Source organism: Mesorhizobium sp. M8A.F.Ca.ET.208.01.1.1, assembly GCF_004791315.1.
Classification (GTDB): Bacteria; Pseudomonadota; Alphaproteobacteria; order Rhizobiales; family Rhizobiaceae; genus Mesorhizobium.
This window is the reverse complement of the sequence record NZ_SRUT01000009.1, coordinates 59,473-77,897: the sequence shown is the minus strand read 5'-3', so window position 1 is coordinate 77,897 and position 18,425 is coordinate 59,473. Positions and strand designations below refer to the sequence as shown.

Sequence of the window (18,425 nt, the reverse complement as noted above, 5' to 3'; positions counted from 1 at the left end):
CTGTCTCGGAACCACACGGGCACGGAAAGATTTCCGATTTTGGCTCACGAAAACCTCAGTAAAATCAACATTCCGGATACATATACCGGCCCCAAGGCTGCCGGCTTTTTGCGCCAAGCACCGTCAACAGCGGTCCGATCAGGCCGTCTCGCGCACGAAATGGGTCGGCGAAACGGCATTCATGGGTAAACGGACCGGAACAAAATCAACGCCGCGTACCGCGCTGGGAATCTCATCCGACATCGGTTCGCGTCCAACCGGTCGTCGCGCCGGATCGGCGACGGGAACCGCCGAAAGCAGCTTGCGCGTATAAGGGTGTTGAGGATTGCCGAAGACCGATCGGCGGTCGCCGATCTCGACGATCTCGCCCAGGTACATGACGGCAACGCGATGCGCGATGCGCTCGACCACGGCCATGTCATGGCTGATGAACAGGATGGCGATGCCCATCTCGCGCTGCAGGTCCATCAACAGGTTGATGACCTGAGCCTGGATCGTGACGTCGAGCGAGGCGACCGCCTCATCGGCGATGAGGAGGCGGGGATCGAGCGCCAAAGCCCTGGCGATGCAGATGCGCTGCCGTTGACCGCCCGAGAAGGCATGAGGGTAGCGTTCGAGATGTTCCGGCGGCAGATGCACTTTTGCCAGCAGGGCCGCCGCCCGATTCCGCAGCTCACCGCCGCGCGCTATGCGGTGGACGCGCATCGGGTCGGTCAGGGCCTGCCCGATCGTCATTCGCGGATTGAGCGAGGAGAACGGGTCCTGGAAGACCATCTGCACCTCGCGCCGGAAGCCCGCAAGGGTTGCCCGCCCAGCGCCGATCATCTGCATGCCGTCGTAGCGAATGGTGCCGGACAAGGGCTTGTCCAACTGCATGATGCTGCGCGCCACGGTCGACTTGCCGCAGCCCGATTCGCCCACCAACGCCAGGGTCTCACCGGGGAAGATATCGAAGGAAACGCCCTCCACCGCATGGACCCGGCCGGCTATGCCGCCGAAGATACCGCCCCGCAGGTCGAAACGCGTAACAAGCTCGCGGACCTCGACCAGCGGCTTTCTGTCCGTTGCGTGCGGTGCGACGCTCATGCCGAAACCTCCGGCTGCGAGACTTCGGCATTGTATATGACGAGCGGGAATTTCTCGGGCCCATCCTTGTCGGCCATGCTGCCCAGCCTTGGCACCGCCGAGATCAGCGCGCGCGTATAGCGGTGTCGGGGATCCACGAGAATCTGGTTCACCGAGCCCGATTCGACGATCTCGCCCTTCAGCATGACACAGACGCGATCGGCGATTTCCGCGACCACACCCATGTCATGGGTGATGAAAAGAACAGACATGCCGATCTCGCGCTGCAGTGCGCGGACAAGATCCAGAATCTGCGCCTGGATGGTGACATCGAGCGCGGTGGTCGGCTCATCGAGGATCATCAAGGAGGGGCGGCACGCCAGTGCAATGGCGATCATGACGCGCTGGCGCATGCCGCCGGACAACTGGTGCGGATATTGGTCGAGCCTGAGGGCGGCGTCGGGCACGCGCACGAGCTTGAGCACGTTCAGCGCGATGTCGCGCGCCTCGCGCGGCGACTTGCCCTGGTGTCTCGTGATCACCTCCGCAATCTGGTCGCCGACGGTGAACACCGGATTGAGGCTCGACATCGGGTCCTGGAACACGATCGAGAACTCAAAGCCGCGGAGCCCCTCCATGCGCTTTTCGGAAAGCCTTGTCAGGTCGGCTACGCCGCCGTCCTTGAGCCTCATCAGGATGCGGCCGCCCGTGATCCTGGCGCCATCATATTCGGTCAGGCGCATTACGGTCATGGCGGTGACCGATTTGCCCGAACCTGACTCGCCCACCAATGCCACCGTCTCGCCACGCTTGATCTGGAACGATACGCCCTGAACAGCCGGCACCACCTTTGTCCCCCTTGCCCCGAAGCAGACTTCAAGGTCCTCGACCGAGAGGATCACATCGTCGGGAAGGCTCGCTGTGGCGGCGGACTTGACGGTCAAAAAGGCACTCCAGGCGCAATGGTCGCGACACTCGGTATCGAACGCAGCGAGCATGTGGGCTGTCAATAGGGCCCATCACCCGGTCGCCTGGAAGCCATGCCTTGGAATGGCCCGGAATGCCTCGCCAGACGGCATCGGCCCTGCGATTGTCAGGCTTCCCGGCGCTCCACCCGAAGTTATGCAATCTCTGCATCGCTCTGTCGGATTTCGCATTAACTCGCCAATGGACCCTCGATCCGCTCAGCGCATGGTCAGTGTCGGATCAACCAGGGTGCGTCCGCGCGCCTGCTCGGCGGTTCGCGAGAGATATTTCCACAGCGCTTCGCCGTCCCGGCTGCGCGAGCCCACACGGCGGAAAATCCTGATCTCGATCTCCAGGGACAGCTGTTGTCCGCCAATCTGGATGAGTTCGCCCTGGGCGATCGATTTGTGAACGCAGATCTGCGGCAGCCAGACCACGCCTTGCCCGGCGATCGCCATCTGCTTCAGGCCTTCGGCAAGCGAGGACTGGTAGACGATGCTGAGGTTGAGAGGACGCCGCCAGCGCGACTGGATGAGCGAGATCAGCTTGCCGAGATAGCCGTCGCTCCAGGAATAGGCGAGGTAGGGAATCCTGGTGCCTTCCGGCACATCGACATCGAAGAGCGGCGCTCCCGTCTGGTCGACACCAGACACCAGAACGAGGCGATCCCTGCCGATTTGAAGCGATTCGAAGGGTCCGCCCTCGAGGACCGGCGGACCGTCAGGGTGATCGTAGGTGATGGCGAAGTCGCATTTGCCGGACGACAGGTGCTCAACGCATTCCAGGAAGTCGCCCGTGTGCATGCTGCTGCGGACCGGCGCATTTGGCATTTCGGGATGGCTGATCCACTTGGGAAAAAAATAGATAGCCAGCGTATGAAGCGCGGCGAAAGTGAGAAGCCGTGAGCTGGCGCCGGCGGCGTTGCGGCAGTCCGTGCGCAGGCGGTACATGTCGCGAAGCATTTCCTGGCAGCGCGGAACGAAAATGGCGCCCGCGCTGGTGAGGTGCACCGGATATGTGCTGCGGTCGATAAGTTCGGCGCCGACCCAAGCCTCCAGCGCCTTGATGCGCCGGCTGAAGGCCGGCTGCGAGATATTTCGGGACGCCGCGGCGGTCGAGAAATTCCGCGTCGCTGCGATCTCGAGGAAGTCTTCAAACCACGCCAGCTCCACAGTCGACCTCATGCATTATTCGCATAACCGATCCTATCTACGCATTGGACAGTGGCGCAAGCCTGCTCCTAGCTTTCGCACGCAACGATAAAAAGACCTCGAGTCAATTGTGGGAACATATTCATGAAAATGAAACGTGCCTTGGCATTAGCCTTCTGCATGGGCATAGGCGCTTTTGCGTCGTCCGCCGTTGCAGAAACCAAGAATCCCGGAACGTTTGTGTTTCTTTGGACTGATGATGTTCAGTCGTTCGATCCGGCCTACATTGCAAACACGCCGAGCTCCTACGGCGTGCTCAACGTCTACAGCCGCCTGTTGAACTACAACGGCTCCCAGATTTCCGAATTCGTGCCTTCATTGTCCTCGCAAGTGCCGAGCCTCGAAAACGGCCTGATCAAGCAGAACGCGGACGGTTCGGTCAGCTACACCTTCCCGATCCGGAAGGGCGTCCACGCCCACAAGGTCGGCATCAAGGGCGACGACGGCAAGATCACCTGGCAGTACTATGACGGGCTCACTGACGAGCAGAAGGCCAAGATCGAGCCCGGCTATGGCGAGATCACGGCCGAAGACGTGCGTTACTCGCTGCTGCGCGCCATCCTGATGGGCCAGTCATGGATGTCCAACGCCATCACCGAGGTGGTGACGGCGAGCAAATACACCGACGTCGCCAAATGGGTCGAAGCCGAAGGCAAGGTATCGGACATCAAGGATGCCAGCCCCGAAGCGCTACGCAAGGTCTATGACGAACTCGCGTCGCAGATCACCGTCGGGGGCGACAATGTCACGCTGAAGCTGCCAAAATCCTTCCCCGCCACGCTTGGCGTTCTGGCGCTGCCGTTCGGTGCTTCGATCGTCGACAAGGAATGGGTCGCCTCGGTCGGCGGGTGGGATGGCAACGGGGACAACTGGAAGAAGTACTACCGTCCCGAACTCGGCGACGATCCGCTGTTCGCCCAGGAGAACGGGACCGGTCCGTTCATGCTCGACGAATGGGATCGCACCGATCGCCGCATCACGCTGAAGCGTTTCGACAATTACTTCATGGGCAAGGCCTCGCTCGAGCGCGTGGTCATGCGCACGGTTCCGGAATGGACCACGCGTCGGCTGCAGTTGCTGTCCGGCGATGCCGACTTCGTGACGACGCCCGTCGAGTTCCTGGACGAGCTAGCCAAGACGGATGGTGTCAAGGTCATCGACGGCCTGCCCAAGGTGTTCAGCCGTGGCCTCTATTTCGCGTGGCCGCTGGATGATGCCGACAACCCCGCCATCGGCAGCGGCAAGCTGGACGGCAACGGCATCCCGCCGGACTTCTTCTCCGACATCGATGTCCGCCAGGGCTTCAACTACGCCCAAAATTACGATGCGCTGATAAAGCAGGCCCTGCTCGGCAAGACCGTGCAGGCGCGCGGCCCGACCGTGCGCGGCATCATGGGCTACCGCGCCGACTCGCCGATCTACAGTTACGATCCGAAAAAGGCCGCGGAGCACTTCAAGAAGGCCTTCGGCGGCAAGCTGTGGGATACCGGCTTCACCTTCACGGCCTATGTGCAGGAAGGAACGCCGCAAGGCACGGCGGCACTTTCCGCGCTCCAGCAGGGACTGCAGCGGATCAATCCGAAGTTCAAGATGAAGATCCAGTCGCTGCCCTGGGCCTCGATCTCGGACAAGCTCAACAACCGTGAAAAGCCTGCCTCGCCGCTCACCTACATGGGCTGGGGACCGGACTATTCCGACCCGGGTGGTCCGCTGGGTGCCGCGACCTACTATCTGTCCCCGACCGGTCTTGTCGGCGGCATGCTCGGCCAGGGCTACCGCGACCTGATGGCGGAGAAGTTCAAGCCGCTTCTCGACCAGGCCTGGGCCTCGAGCGATCCCGCCGTGCGCGAGCCGATCTATGCCAAGCTGCAGGACATGTCCTACGACTATGCCACCACGCAGTTCCTCTGGGAGGACTTCGGGTACATCGTCACCCGCAGCAACATCGACGGCTACGTGCACAACATGATCCTCTACGGCGCCTGGGATTTCTATCCCGTCACCAAGAAGGCCGATTAAAGAGCTTCGGGTTTCACCGGGCGCCATCGTCGCCCGGTGAAACGGCTATTCCTCATGGTGCGGATGCTGATGTGCTGAACTACGCTTTGCGGCGGCTCCTGATGTTGCCCGTCGTTCTCTTCGCCCTGTCGCTGATGCTTTTCGCGCTGCAGATGTCGCTGTCGCCGACACAGCGCCTGGCGGCGTACGCGCCGTCCCCGGACTTCCTCAAGGGCGGCCAGGACAGCATTCGCAGGATGATTGAGCAGTATGGGCTGAACGATCCCTTCTACATTCAATACGGACGCTGGATCGGCAACATCCTGACGGGCAATCTGGGCTGGTCCGAGACCGCGCGCCAGCCTGTTGCCCACGCGCTGGCTTCCCTGCTGCCCGCGACGCTGGAACTGGTCCTGCTGGCGTTCATTCCTGGCTTTCTGCTCGCCATCTACCTGGGTTCGCGGGCCGGCATCCATCTCAACCGCTGGCCGGACCATGTGATCCGCATCTTCACCATCCTGGGCTGGTCGTTCCCGGTCTATGTCTTCGGACTGCTGATGCTGCTGATCTTCTACTCCGCGCTTGACTGGTTCCCGCCCGGGCGCCTCAGCCAGTGGGCCCAGGCCGCCGTCACCTCGCCCGGCTTCACCCGCTACACCGGCGCGAACACGATCGACGCGCTGCTCAACGGCAATCTGGCCATTTTCTGGGATACGCTCAGGCATCTCGCTGCCCCCGTCATCACCCTGACCTACGTCAATCTTGCCAACATGACGCGTGTCATGCGCACGTCGATGCTGGAAACGCTGCGCCAGGACTATGTCCGCACGGCACGCGCGAAGGGCATGTCCCGGCGCGTGGTGGAACTGCATCATGCCAGGCGCAACGCGTTGCTTCCGGTCACGACGATCGCCGGAATGGAGCTGGCCGCCATGATGGGCGGCGTCGTCATCACCGAAACCATCTTCGACTATGCCGGCCTCGGCCAGTTCGCGGCCAAGACTGCCGCCAATCTGGATTTTCCGGCGGTGCTGGGCTTCGGCCTCTACTTCGCGGTCGTTCTCGTGGTGCTGAACCTGGCCGTCGACCTGATCTATCCGCTGCTCGATCCGAGGGTGAAGAGGCGATGAGAGCCCTTGGCTATCTGAAGCGTAACCCGATCTCGCTGGTTGGCGTGCTGCTGTTGCTGGCATTCGTGCTGATCGCGATTTTCGCGCCTGTGCTCGCACCGCCGCAGGAATTCCAGATGTCGGTCTACGACACGCCGAGAGCGGGCTTCCTGGCAACGCCGCAACCGCCGTCGCCCGAGGCCATCTTCGGAACCACCGAAGGCCAGTACGACATCTACTACGCCGTGATCTGGGGCACCCGCACGGCCTTCAAGATCGGCCTCGGTGTCGTCGCCATCTCGGTGCTGATCGGCACGATCATCGGATCGCTCGCGGCCTTTTACGGCGGCATCGTGGACGAAGTGCTGATGCGTATCGTCGACGTCTTCATGGCGGTTCCCTTCCTCATCGCCGCCATGGTGCTGACTGCCCTGCTCGGCAAGGGGCTCGGGCCGATAACCGTCGCGCTGACGACGTTCGGATGGATGGGTTACGCGCGTGTGGTGCGCAGTGAAATTCTGCGGATCCGCGAGATGGATTTCGTCAATGCGGCGAGAAGCTACGGCGCCGGCGATTTCCGGCTGATCGTGTTCCACATCCTGCCCAACGCGTTCTTCCCCGTGCTGGTTCTGGCTACCATGGCCACGGGTTCGATGGTGCTCACCGCGTCCGCCCTGAGCTTCCTCGGAGTGGGCACGGAGGAAGGCTACGCCGACTGGGGGCAGTTCATCGCCTATGCGCGCAACTGGATCGTCGGTCAGCCCGGCAACCCGTTCCAGTACTGGTACACGCTTGCCTTCCCGGGAGCCGCGATCTTCCTGTTCGTGCTGGCGTGGAACCTCGTCGGCGACGCTTTGCGCGACATTCTCGATCCCCGTCATACAAATTGAAATCAGGGAGTATCCTCGTGTCTTCGCTTTCCCCCCACGCCATCGAGCTTCTTGAAGACCTTATCCGCCACGAGGTGGAGGACAAGGCGATCCCGTCGATCTCCTATGCCCTGATCGACCGGGACGGCCTCATGGCGCACGGCCACATACAGCGGCACGATCGCCATTTCGACATGAAGGACGACACCTGTTTCCGCATCGGCTCGATCACAAAGACCTTCACGTCGGTTGCCATCATGCAACTCGTGGAGAAGGGGCTGGTCGACCTTGATGTCGATGTCTCGGAGTATCTGCCCGGTTTTCACCCGGTCAATCCGTTCGCCGGGCGTGAAAGCGGACCCCACGGCTCGCAGATCAGCCTGGCCAAGCTCATGAGCCACACCGCCGGGATCGTGCGCGAACCCAAGAGCGGACACTATCTGGATTCACACAAGCCGCCGCTGGCCGACACCGTCGCCGAGCTTGCCACATCCACGCTGAAGCAGGATCCCAGCGCCGGCATCATGCATTATTCCAATGCCGGCATCGCCGTGGTCGGCATGGTGATCGAGCGGGTGACGCGAAAGAGCTACGCCGACTACATCACCGAGAACATTCTGAGGCCGCTGGGCATGAACGACACGTCGTCAGGCATGGCCCCCGGCATCCGCGAAAGGCTGGCGCCGGCCGACATGTGGACGTTGGACGGGGATAGCCCCGCGCCGGTGTTCAACCTGGGCGGATCGCCCGCCGGCAACATATTCTCCACCACTTCCGATATGGCCAACTATACGCGGTGCCTGCTGCGGGGCGGCTTCGCGCCCAACGGCGATGCCATCGTCAGCCCCGCATCGCTGCGCAAGATGTGGACCCCGATCGGCAAGCGCCCCGAAGGCCACAACAAGGACCTCAACGGGTATGGGTTGTGCTTCGGCGTCGGCGACATGGACGGGTGGACCTCCGTCGGCCATGGCGGCGCGGTTTATGGCTATGCGTCGCAGATGATGCTCCTGCCGAGGGCCGGCTTCGGCGTCCTGATCTTCGCCACGCTTGATTTCGCCAATCAGATAGCCTCCCGGCTGGCGGGCGACGGCTTGCGCATCGCCCTCGCAGATTGCGGCATGGGACGCATGCCGCTTCGCGGCCAGGCCCCGCCGCCCATCACCGAAGACCAGTTCGCAAGCCTGCCCGGCCTCTATCGTCACGAGGCGGGCGGCGAGGTCGTCGAGGTGAAGAACAAGGACGGCAAGCTCTACCTGATGGGGGAGGGCGTGCCGCTGCAGATCCGCCCGGTCTCGGGCAATGACTTCGTCATCGACGGACGCATCTACGGTCGCGGCGCCGACTATGCGCACATGAATCTCTCCTTCTCGAAGGCCAACCAGCTAGACTGGAAAGGGGCGACCTGGTCACGTGTCGATAGTCTGCCGGTCGAGAAGGTGCCGCCGGAGATCGCGCCGCACCTGGGCGAATACGGGCCGGACTTCAACATCACCTATCTGACCTACAGCCATGGCCAGCTGAAATGCCTGATCGAGTATTTCTGCACCCATAGCTGCGAGCCGGTGGATGCCGGTCGGTTCCGCATGCACGGGCTGCTCTACGAGGAGGAGATTCTCGAGCTGGGTGCCATCGACGACAATGGACGCCGCGGCATCCGCGTCGGCCCCATGTTTCTGGAGCGCCGGCAGGCCGAAATGGCGGCCTAAGACGCCCGGGCAGCCATCGCCGCGCGGGCCGCGTCAACCGCACGGGCCCGGACGCCATTGAAGCCGCGTGCGCGGCGACTTTCTCTGAAATCGAAAGGCAAGCACATGAAAGTCTTTATCAGCGCCGACATCGAAGGCACGGCCGGCATCACCAACTGGGACGAGGCGCGCAAGGGCAATCCCGACTATGCCGAGTTCCGGGAATACATGACCGACGAACTGGTCGCGGCCTGCGAAGGCGCCAAGGCGGCGGGCGCGACCGAAATCGTCGTCAAGGATGCCCATTCGACGGCGCGCAACCTGATCCTGTCCAAGCTTCCGGCTTATGTCCGCATCGTGCGCGGCTGGAGCGGCCATCCGGATGCGATGATGTTCGGCATCGATGACACCTTCGATGCCGCTCTCTATACCGGCTACCACAACAAGGCCGGCACCGACACGAATCCGCTGGCACACACGCTGACCGGCACCGTGTCCAGGATGCTGATCAACGGGGAGGTGGCATCCGAATATACGCTGAACGCGCACTGCGCTGCCCGTTACGGCGTGCCATCGGTCTTTCTGTCTGGCGATGCCGGCATGTGCGGCGAGGCGAAGGCACTGGTGCCCGAAATCGCAACGGTTGCAACCAGCGAGGGGTTCGGGCCGGCGACGTCGTCGCTCTCGCCGCAAGGCTCGGTCAAGGCCATACGCGAGACCGTGGAGGCCTCGCTTTCGCGCGATCTGTCGAAATGTCGGCTGAGACTGGCCGACCGGTTCGAACTCATCGTGGAATATACCACCCCGATCGAAGCCTACAGGGGAAGCTGGTATCCGGGCATGGAGCATCCCGCCCCGCGCACGCTTCGTTTCGAGGCGGACAATTTCTTCGACATTCAGCGCGCGATACGGTTTGTCGTCTGACCATTGAGCGGAATAGGCTCGGCGCGCCCGATCCGTGGCGGGCCGCCCCCGGCAAATACTTGCCCCTGATAGAGCCATCGCAATCGCGCTGCGACTGTCCTGCGTCGGTGGTTGGTCAGAAATAGGTCTTCAGCGCGCCGACGATGTCATAATCGTCGTTGACCAGAAACAGAATCTGCCATTTGTCGAAGGTTGTGCAGGGATGCGATACGCCAAGCCCGATACGATCCCCGACCTTGACCGAAACCGCCTCCGGGACGCGCATGTAGGCGTGCTGGTCGTTGCTGGCGAAAATCTCGCAGCCCGGCAGCGTTTCGGGCAAACCGTCGTCGCGCGACATGAGCAGCGGTACCGGCAGTCCGGAGTCGGTTCCAAAGTCTCGCTTGCCGGCGGTCAGGATCGCCAGCCCGGGTTCCGGGCAGGACTGCACATGGGTCCAGACCTCCAGCGCGTTGATCAGCCCCTCATTCTCGCCCGTCGCGGCAAGGATGCGCTTCTGCTCTGCCTGATAGACACCGCTGTCATGGCTGACATAGCAGCCGCTGCGCGTCATCACCTGCGCGCCGCTGCCGGAGAGGCGATCGAGCACGATGTCGTAGAACGACGAGCCTCCGGCCGTCACGATCGGTGGCGCGCGCTCGAACAGGTTCTCGCCGGCGCATGCTTCGTAGAGCGCGCCGATCTCGTCGACGAAATCCGCGACTGCCTGTGCCGGGCCACCGTCCTTCGGCTTGATCAATCCCTCGAAAGCCTCGACGCCGCAGAGCCGCAGTTGCGGCGCGGCATGCGCGGCACGCGCCACCTCGAGCGCCGCGTCGTTGTCGCGGCAACCGGTGCGGCCGCCCGGATAGCCGCGCTCGACCAGCACCTGGATCGGCCGCGAGGCCGTTCCCGCGCGCCCGACCGCCTCGCTCGCCAGCCGCACGGCGTCGAGGCTGTCGACCAGCATGTAGAAGTCGAGGCTGGGCGAAGCGTTCAACTCGGCGACCAGGGCGTCCAGTTCCAACCGTCCGACAAGCTGGTTGGCGAGCACGATGCGATCGATGCCGAACCGACGGCAAACCTTCATCTGGTGCAGCGTGGCGACGGTCACGCCCCAGGCTCCGTCGCGCAATTGCCTCTGCATGATCTGAGGGCACATCGTCGTCTTGACATGCGGCGCGATGACCGCGTTGCGCTTGGCGAGGAAACGTTGCATCCATCGCGAATTGTGGTCGAGCGCGGACTCCCTGATGACCGCTGCCGGCAGCGGCACATCTCCGCGCAGGAGGTTCCAGCCCATCGAACCGACATCATGAAGACGGACCGCAACGCCTGGCGGAATGGCCTTGGTGGTTTCGTCCAGCACCAGATCGTCGAGCGGGTGAAGATGCATGTGAATTTCCGATTCTGTGCCACCCGCCGGATGCCGCGTGAACGCGGTCTGGCGCAGCTCTTTACATGGTCCAGGTGCTTGCGGAAATCATATAATAGTTTGATGATGAGAAAAGATTTTTCTTAAACGAAAATTGGGTTGAGGACGAAAGAATGCGCATTTTCATAGCGGGCATGGACACGGAGACCAACACGTTCGCGCCCATCCCGACCGGCTACCACAGTTTCGAGGAAATGGGCATTGCGCGGGGCGACGCCACCTCGAAGGCATTGAACGAGCCGTCCTGCCAACTGTTCGTGTGGCGTCAGCGCGGCGAAGCCGACGGGCACGAGATCGTGGAAAGCCTGTGCGTCTGCGCCGAGCCCGGAGGCATAACCATCCGCAATGTCTACGAGCAGTTCCGCGACGAGATCCTCGACGAGCTCAAGGCCGCCATGCCGGTCGACTGCGTGCTTCTGGCGCTGCATGGCGCTTTCGTCGCGGAAGGCTATGACGATACCGAGGGTGACCTTCTCGCGCATGTCAGAGCTGTCGTCGGCCCCGACATCCCGATCGGGGCAGAGCTCGATCTGCACTGCCACACAACCCAGAAGATGGTCGACAATGCCACCGCCATCGTCGCTTACAAGGAATATCCGCACACCGACATCATGGACCGTGCCGGCGAGCTCTACCGCATTGTCGTCGACGCGGTGGAGGGCAAGGTCAGGCCGGTGATGGCGCTTTACGACTGCCGCATGATCAGCACCTTCCGCGTGCAGGAGCAGCCGATGCGCGGCTTCGTTGATGGCATGATCGCCGCCGAAGCCGAGCCTGGCATATTGTCAGTCTCGCTCGGACATGGTTTTCCGCATGGCGACGTCGAGGATGTCGGAGCCCGCATGCTGGTCGTCACCGACGATGACAAGTCGCTTGCCGAGCGCACAGCCGAAAGGTTCGGCAAGCAGCTTTTCGCATTGCGCAACGACCTGATCCCGAAATTCCTCGGCATCGACGAGGCGCTCGATATCGCGCTCGCCGAGCCGCAAGGGCCGGTCGTCATCGCGGATGTTTCGGACAATGCCGGCGGCGGCGCGCCGGGGGACTCCACCTACATCCTGCGCCGGCTGACAGAGCGCGGCATCGGGAACGTGGCCAGCGCAATGTACTGGGACCCGATCGCCTATCGCTTCTGCGTCGAGGCCGGGGTCGGCGGTACCATAAACCTGCGGGTCGGCGGCAAGTGTGGCGTGTTCTCGGGCATGCCTGTCGACCTGCGCGTTACGGTAAAAGGCCTCGGTCGCGAGCTGACGCAGCTGTTCGGCACCATGCCATGGCCGCTCGGGGATGCGGCATGGGTTACCACCGACGGCGGCATCGACCTGATCATCAACACGGTACGCACGCAGGTCTTCCATCCCGACTGCATGACCGCGCTCGGTCTCGATCCAAGCGAGCGGCGCATCGTCATCGTCAAATCCAATTACCATTTCCAGGCTGGTTTCGCACCAATCGCCAAGCGCATCCTGTTCTGCGCGCCGCCCGGTGCGACCCAGCCCAACTTCGCCGCGATCCCCTACACGAAGCTCAAGACGCCCTATTGGCCGAAAGTGGAAGACCCATTCGCGGCCGACGCGGCTTAGAGCGGTTCAGCGTTTGAAAGAATCGCCCGACCCGCTCTAGCTTCTTGTTTTTACGCAATTCCCAAGGGGAAGCGCTACGCGCTTCTCCCGGGAAAACCGCTACGCACTTTTCCTGGAATTGCTCTAAGCAATCGCATCATTCGGGGAGGAAAATACCGGTCGCGGCGCCGTGCGCGGCACCGCCGTATCGGTTGCGCGCGTGACCAGATGACAGCGGACTGTTCGCAACCCGTCGGCGGGTGCCAAAACCTGCGGCAGTTCGCAGCCGGCCGTCGCGGAAGGGCAGCGCTCGCGGAAGAAGCAGCCGGTCGGCAGTGTTCGGTTGCTCGGCAATTCGCCGGCGCGCGGTGCGATCGAGGTCAGTGGACGATCGAAACTCGGAACGGCATCGAGGAGCGTCTTGGTATAGGGATGCCTGGGAGCGTCAAGCACGTCGAGCGTCGGGCCTTCCTCGACGATCTGGCCGAGATACATGACGGCGACACGATCGGCCACGTGGCGCACCAGCGACACGTCATGCGAGATGAGCACGTAGGATAGCTTGCGCTCCGCCTGCAGCGACAGCAGCAGATTGACGATCTGCGCCTGCACCGACACGTCCAACGCCGAGGTCGGCTCATCGAGGACCAGCAGCGCCGGTTCAACGGCGAGTGCCCTGGCAATCGCGATGCGCTGGCGCTGGCCGCCCGAGAACTCGTGCGGATAGCGATCGACGTGCTCCGGCCGCAAGCCGACCGAGACGGCCAGTTCGGTTGCGCGCCCGATCAGTTGTTTGCGGGTGTAGCCGCCGCGAATGTGCAGAGGTTCGGTGATCAGGCGCCAGACCGGAAGACGCGGATCGAGCGACGATTGGGGATCCTGGAAGATGATCTGCAATTGGGTGCGCCGTGCGCGGTCCCGTTCGGTTCCCCTGAGTTTGATGGCACCGGCGGAAATGTCGGTCAGGCCGAGGATCGCCTGCCCAAGCGTGGTTTTTCCGCAGCCGGATTCCCCGACAATGCCGACCGTCTCGCCTTCGGCCACGCTGAACGACACGCCGTTGACGGCATGGACGTCGGCGCCTCCGAACCAGCCCGAGGTGACACGGTAGCGGACTTCCAGGTCTTCGACGGAGAGGAGCGGAGGCTTGGTCACGCGGCTTGCGTCTCCTCGATACGGCGCCAGCAGGCGGCGCGGCGGGCCGGCTCCATGGCAGCCAGCGGTGGCACCGACACGCAACGATCATTCGCCTCGCGGCAGCGCGCTCGAAAGAGGCAGCCGGCAGGCGGATCAAGCAGGTCGGGCAAGGTGCCGGGGATCTGTTCCAGCGGCTGCTTGGGTGGTGCCAGCCCCGGCAGACAGCGTATCAAGGCGCGCGTGTAGGGATGGGCTGGCGCTGCCAGCACCGACGCGGTCGTTCCGGCTTCCGCGACCCGTCCCGCGTAAAGCACGTAGAGCCGGTCGCAAAGCTGCGACACCACGGCCATGTCATGCGATATGAAAACAACGGCCGTTCCCGTGCTCATCGCCTTGTGTTTGATGAGGCCCAGGATCAGCGCCTGCACCGTCACGTCGAGTGCCGTCGTCGGCTCGTCGGCGATAATGAGCTTGGGTTCGCAGGAGAAGGCCATGGCAATGAGCACGCGCTGCCGCATGCCTCCGGAAAGCTCGAACGGATAGGCCTGCATGATCCGCTCCGGCTCGCTGATCAGCATGTCGCGCAGCAGGCCCGAGGCTTTGCTCGTCGCGGCCGCGTTGTCGAGACGCTGGTGACGGCGGATGACTTCGACGATCTGCTCGCCGATCCGTCGGGTCGGGTTGAGGGCGTTCATCGGTTCCTGGAAGATGGTCGACACCAGCCGCCCGCGCACATGCTGGAGTTCACGCTCGCTGAGCGTCATCGGATCGTTGCCGAACAGACGGATGCCGCCGCCGGTAATGTGCGCGCTGCCCTTGGGCAAAAGCCGCGTCGCCGCCATCATGGTCACCGATTTGCCGCAGCCGGATTCTCCCACGATGCCGACGATCTCGCCGGCACGGACATTGAGGCTGACCCCGTTCAGCGCCTTGATCGGCCCGCGATAGGTGCGGAACTCGAGCGAAAGGTCGGAGATTTCGAGCAGGACATCGCCGGACGGTTCGGTCATCGGCCACCCAGCCTGGGATCGAGCATGTCGCGCAATCCGTCGCCCAGCAGGTTGAAACCCATGGCGCTGATCAGAATGGCCAGGCCGGGAAAGGTGACATACCACCACTGGTCGAGGAAATAGTTGCGCCCGCTCGACACCATGGAGCCCCATTCAGACGTCGGCGGCTGGGCGCCGAGGCCGATGAAGCTCAAAGCCGCCGCCGTCAGGATGGTGCCACCAAGATCCAGGGTCGCCTGAACGATGATGGGCGACAGGGCGTTAGGCAGTATGTGCCAGCGCAGCATATAGGCGGGCGAAGCCCCGAAGCTGCGCGATGCCTTCACATAGGTGCGGTTGCGCAGCGACAGCGTCTGCCCACGCGCCAGCCGCACATAGGCGGGCACCCGCACCACGGCGACGGCCAGCATGGCGTTGAACAGGCTCGGTCCCAACGCCGCGGCCAGCGCCATGGCGAGGATGAGTGCCGGCAGCGCCAGAAAGACATCCATCAGCCGCATGATCGCGGTGTCGACGATGCCGCCGACAACGCCGGACAGGCAGCCGATGATCGAGCCGATGAAGGTCGAGATGATGACGATGGCAAAGGCGATGCCGCAGGACGCGCGCGCGCCGAAGAGCACCCGCGAAAACAGGTCGCGCCCGACCTCATCGGTGCCGAAGAGGTGCTGCGGGCTGGGCGCGGCAAGCCGTGCTGCAAGTGAGATCTTGTCGGGCGGGTAGGGCGCCAGCAGGGGCGCGGCCATGATCACAAACAGCACCGCCAGCGCGATCGCGGCGCCGACCAGAGTGAGAGGACTTTCCTTCACGCGATACCACAACCGTCCCGCGCGAAGCCGCGCAGCCGGCCGGGGCGATGTGACGATGCCATCCGCCGCCATCAGCCGAGTTCCCTGATCTGTGGGTCGAGCACCATATAGGTCAGATCGACCGCGAGATTGATCAGCACGTACCCCAGCGAGGCGACGATGGTGAAGCCCATGATCGCGGGAAAATCCAGCGTCTGGATCGATGACACCACATAACTCCCCATGCCTGGCCAGGCGAAGATCGTTTCGGTCAGCACCGCGCCGTAGAGCAGATCACCGAAGGCGAGGCCAAGCAGCGTCACCGACGGGATCAGGGCATTGGGCAAGGCGTGCCGCAGGATGACCGCCGATCGCGACAAACCATTCGCACGCGCGGTGCGCACATAATCCTCCTGCAGGACATCCAGCATCGAGGCCCGAATCTGGCGCGTGATGATGCCGAGATTGGCGAAGGCGAGGACAAAGGCCGGCAGGATGAGGTGATAGAGCGACGACCAGAAGGCTTTCAGGTCGCCGGCGACCAGCGAGTCGACCAGGAAGAAGCCGGTGATGCGCGGCGGCGCGGCGATGCCAAGCGTGATGCGGCCGCTGCCCGGCAGGATCGGTATCTTGACGTAGAACAGGAGGATGAGCGCCAGCCCGAACCAGAATACCGGCATTGAAATGCCGGCAACCGACACGACACGCGCCGCCTGGTCGACCGGTCCGTCCTTGTAGATTGCCGAAAGCACACCGAGCGGCACGCCAATCATGATCGCCGTCACCAGCGCGGCGATGCCGAGCTCGAGCGTGGCGGGCAGGAACAGGGCAATATCGCCGGCCACCGGGCGCCGTGTCCGCAAGGACTGGCCGAGATCGCCCGACAGGAGTTGCTTGACGTATATGACGAACTGCTGGGTGACGGGCTTGTCCAGACCAAGCTCCTGGCGCACATGCGCCAACGTCTCGGCCGAAGCCTTGTCGCCGGCGATCAGCTGCGCCGGATCGCCGGGGATCAAATGCGAAATCGTGAAGGTGATGACCGCGACGCCAGCCACCACGAAGACCAGCAAGACGAGGCGCCGAAGGATTGTTGAAATAAGCGACATGCCTTCGGCGCCGATTTCTATTCGGACTTAGACATATCGGCGATGTTGTAGACCTGGATCAGCATCGGATTGTAGACGTACCCCTTCACCGAGGATCGCATGGCGAAGATGTCGTTCTTCTGGAACAGAAGGACGTATGGTGCATCCTCGTTGGTGATTTTCTGCGCGTCGATATAGAGCTGTTCACGCTTCTTCTGGTCGACGGTCGCGAGCGCCTGGGTGATCAAATCTGTCACTTTCGGGTTTTCATAGAAGGCTCGGTTGCCGGGGGCTCCCATCTTGGTCGGGTCGAACCAGATGTTCATGAACATGAACGGATCGGCGAAATCGGGCGTCCACGCGCCCGTCGCGATGTCGTAGTCGCCCTTGGCGACCAGTTCGCGCTTGGTCGTGTCGGCGACATTCTTCATATCCATCGTGACGCCGATTTCGGCGAGCGAGGCCTGCAGCGCAAGCCCCACCGGCTCCCAGGCGGAGTCGGCCTGCGAATAGGTGAAGCTGATGTGCAGATTGGAAACACCGGCGTCGGCAAGCAGTTGCTTGGCCTTCTCCAGATCGTAGCTGTACTGCATGCCCTGCGGGTCATGGCCCCACATGCCGTCCGGGACAGCCCCGCGCATCTGTTCGGCCTGGCCCTGCATGACGCCATCGACCAGCCCCTTGTAGTCGGCCGCATAGGATATGGCCTGACGGACCTTCGGATTGTCGAAGGGCGCTTTCTTGTTGTTCAAATAGAGATAGACGACATAGAGGCTGGGATTGCTCTCGATGACCACCCCCGCGCTTGATTTCATGGCCTCGGCCTGGTCGACCGGAACCTGGTCGATCAGGTCGGCGTCCCCGTTCTCCAGCTGCAGGCGACGCGATGACATCTCGCGCACGATCTTGAAGATGACCTGCTTGAAAGCCGGCGCCTTGCCGGCATAGTGGGGATTGGGATCGAGCGTGATCTGCTGGTTGCGCTCCCAGCCCGAGATTTTGAAAGCGCCGCTGCCGGCGCTGTGCTCGGCGAGCCAGGCCTTCGCGTCGTCGCCGTTGACCGCGTGCTCCTGCGCCTTGGGATTGACGATCGATCCGGCCGAAGTGGCGAGCGCCGACAGGAACGGCGCAAACGGCGCCGACAATTCGAATTTCACGGTGCTCGGGTCGACAATGACGACATCCTTGATGGTCGGGAACATGTCGCCCGGTCCAGCCGCCAGCTTCTTTACGCGGTCGAATGAATATTTGACCGCGGCGGCATCGACCGGCGAACCATCGTCGAACATGTGCCCCGACGCCAGCTTGAAGGTCCAGCTGAGGTTGTCGGGCGCCGTGGTCCAGCTCTCGGCAAGCTCCGGAATCACCTCGGTCTTGGCGCCGTCATATTTCACCAGACGCTCGTAGGCCGGAAAGATCAGCGTATAGCCGTTGTTGCTGACCTCGACGCCGGGGTCGGCCGTGGGCGGATCCTCGGCCTTGGCGATGACCAGGACATCCTTGTCGGTGGCCCAGCTCGGCCCCGCGAAGGTCAAGGCTGTCAAAGCGGCAAATGCCGCAAAAGTCGGCAGGCGACGTAACAACATGATGCGCTCC

Annotated in this window: 15 protein-coding genes; 6 read left to right on the top strand and 9 right to left on the bottom strand. The window is 62.9% G+C overall.

What is annotated here, in order from left to right; genetic code table 11:
- Positions 1-138: 138 nt before the first annotated feature.
- The 3 genes from EN851_RS28480 to EN851_RS28470 all read right to left on the bottom strand — a co-directional run bounded on the left by EN851_RS28480 (position 139) and on the right by EN851_RS28470 (position 3,215).
- The gene (locus EN851_RS28480; protein ID WP_135930499.1) at positions 139-1,086 is read right to left on the bottom strand and encodes an ATP-binding cassette domain-containing protein; all 948 of its coding nucleotides are present in this window, start codon (positions 1,084-1,086) and stop codon (positions 139-141) included.
- On the bottom strand, positions 1,083-2,009 hold the full coding sequence (locus tag EN851_RS28475; RefSeq protein WP_245464376.1) for an ABC transporter ATP-binding protein: 927 nt from the start codon (positions 2,007-2,009) through the stop codon (positions 1,083-1,085). Before EN851_RS28475 ends, EN851_RS28480 begins: the two co-directional genes overlap by 4 nt.
- A 240-nt stretch (positions 2,010-2,249) precedes the next feature.
- Entirely contained in the window at positions 2,250-3,215 is a 966-nt protein-coding gene (locus EN851_RS28470) for a LysR substrate-binding domain-containing protein (protein ID WP_245464375.1), read from the bottom strand.
- Between the two features lie 207 nt (positions 3,216-3,422).
- Here EN851_RS28470 and EN851_RS28465 point away from each other — a divergent pair, with 207 nt between their 5' ends.
- The 5 genes from EN851_RS28465 to EN851_RS28445 all read left to right on the top strand — a co-directional run bounded on the left by EN851_RS28465 (position 3,423) and on the right by EN851_RS28445 (position 9,830).
- On the top strand, positions 3,423-5,261 hold the full coding sequence (locus EN851_RS28465; RefSeq protein ID WP_245520826.1) for an ABC transporter substrate-binding protein: 1,839 nt from the start codon (positions 3,423-3,425) through the stop codon (positions 5,259-5,261).
- A 101-nt stretch (positions 5,262-5,362) separates the two neighbouring features.
- Positions 5,363-6,370 carry an ABC transporter permease gene (locus EN851_RS28460; RefSeq protein ID WP_245511725.1) on the top strand — a complete coding sequence of 336 codons (1,008 nt, stop codon included), beginning with the start codon at positions 5,363-5,365 and terminating at the stop codon, positions 6,368-6,370.
- On the top strand, positions 6,367-7,239 hold the full coding sequence (locus tag EN851_RS28455; RefSeq protein ID WP_056570727.1) for an ABC transporter permease: 873 nt from the start codon (positions 6,367-6,369) through the stop codon (positions 7,237-7,239). The genes EN851_RS28460 and EN851_RS28455 overlap by 4 nt, the downstream gene beginning before the upstream one ends.
- A gap of 17 nt (positions 7,240-7,256) precedes the next feature.
- A complete protein-coding gene (locus tag EN851_RS28450) occupies positions 7,257-8,927 on the top strand; it encodes a serine hydrolase domain-containing protein (protein ID WP_127278483.1) in 1,671 nt (556 codons plus the stop codon).
- A gap of 105 nt (positions 8,928-9,032) precedes the next feature.
- Positions 9,033-9,830 carry a M55 family metallopeptidase gene (locus tag EN851_RS28445; protein WP_127870136.1) on the top strand — a complete coding sequence of 266 codons (798 nt, stop codon included), beginning with the start codon at positions 9,033-9,035 and terminating at the stop codon, positions 9,828-9,830.
- Positions 9,831-9,945: 115 nt separating this feature from the next.
- Here EN851_RS28445 and EN851_RS28440 read toward each other — a convergent pair whose 3' ends face one another.
- Entirely contained in the window at positions 9,946-11,205 is a 1,260-nt protein-coding gene (locus EN851_RS28440) for an amino acid deaminase (protein ID WP_135930498.1), read from the bottom strand.
- Positions 11,206-11,357: 152 nt separating this feature from the next.
- Here EN851_RS28440 and EN851_RS28435 point away from each other — a divergent pair, with 152 nt between their 5' ends.
- Positions 11,358-12,827, top strand: a complete 1,470-nt coding sequence (locus tag EN851_RS28435) for a M81 family metallopeptidase (RefSeq protein WP_135930497.1) — start codon at positions 11,358-11,360, stop codon at positions 12,825-12,827.
- 123 nt (positions 12,828-12,950) lie between these two features.
- Here the strand turns inward: EN851_RS28435 and EN851_RS28430 are convergent, their stop codons facing one another.
- Genes EN851_RS28430 through EN851_RS28410 form a run of 5 tightly spaced genes read right to left on the bottom strand, consistent with a single transcriptional unit; the run spans position 12,951 to position 18,415 of the window.
- Complete coding sequence (locus EN851_RS28430) at positions 12,951-13,961, bottom strand: ABC transporter ATP-binding protein (protein WP_135930496.1); 1,011 nt, start codon at positions 13,959-13,961, stop codon at positions 12,951-12,953.
- Positions 13,958-14,953, bottom strand: a complete 996-nt coding sequence (locus tag EN851_RS28425) for an ABC transporter ATP-binding protein (RefSeq protein WP_127870140.1) — start codon at positions 14,951-14,953, stop codon at positions 13,958-13,960. Before EN851_RS28425 ends, EN851_RS28430 begins: the two co-directional genes overlap by 4 nt.
- Positions 14,950-15,834 carry a D,D-dipeptide ABC transporter permease gene (gene ddpC, locus EN851_RS28420; protein ID WP_127277259.1) on the bottom strand — a complete coding sequence of 295 codons (885 nt, stop codon included), beginning with the start codon at positions 15,832-15,834 and terminating at the stop codon, positions 14,950-14,952. Before ddpC ends, EN851_RS28425 begins: the two co-directional genes overlap by 4 nt.
- Positions 15,834-16,850: an ABC transporter permease gene (locus EN851_RS28415; RefSeq protein ID WP_127277257.1), complete on the bottom strand. Its 1,017-nt coding sequence runs from the start codon at positions 16,848-16,850 to the stop codon at positions 15,834-15,836. The genes ddpC and EN851_RS28415 overlap by 1 nt, the downstream gene beginning before the upstream one ends.
- Positions 16,851-16,867: 17 nt before the next feature.
- Entirely contained in the window at positions 16,868-18,415 is a 1,548-nt protein-coding gene (locus EN851_RS28410; RefSeq protein ID WP_135930495.1) for an ABC transporter substrate-binding protein, read from the bottom strand.
- Positions 18,416-18,425 lie beyond the last annotated feature (10 nt).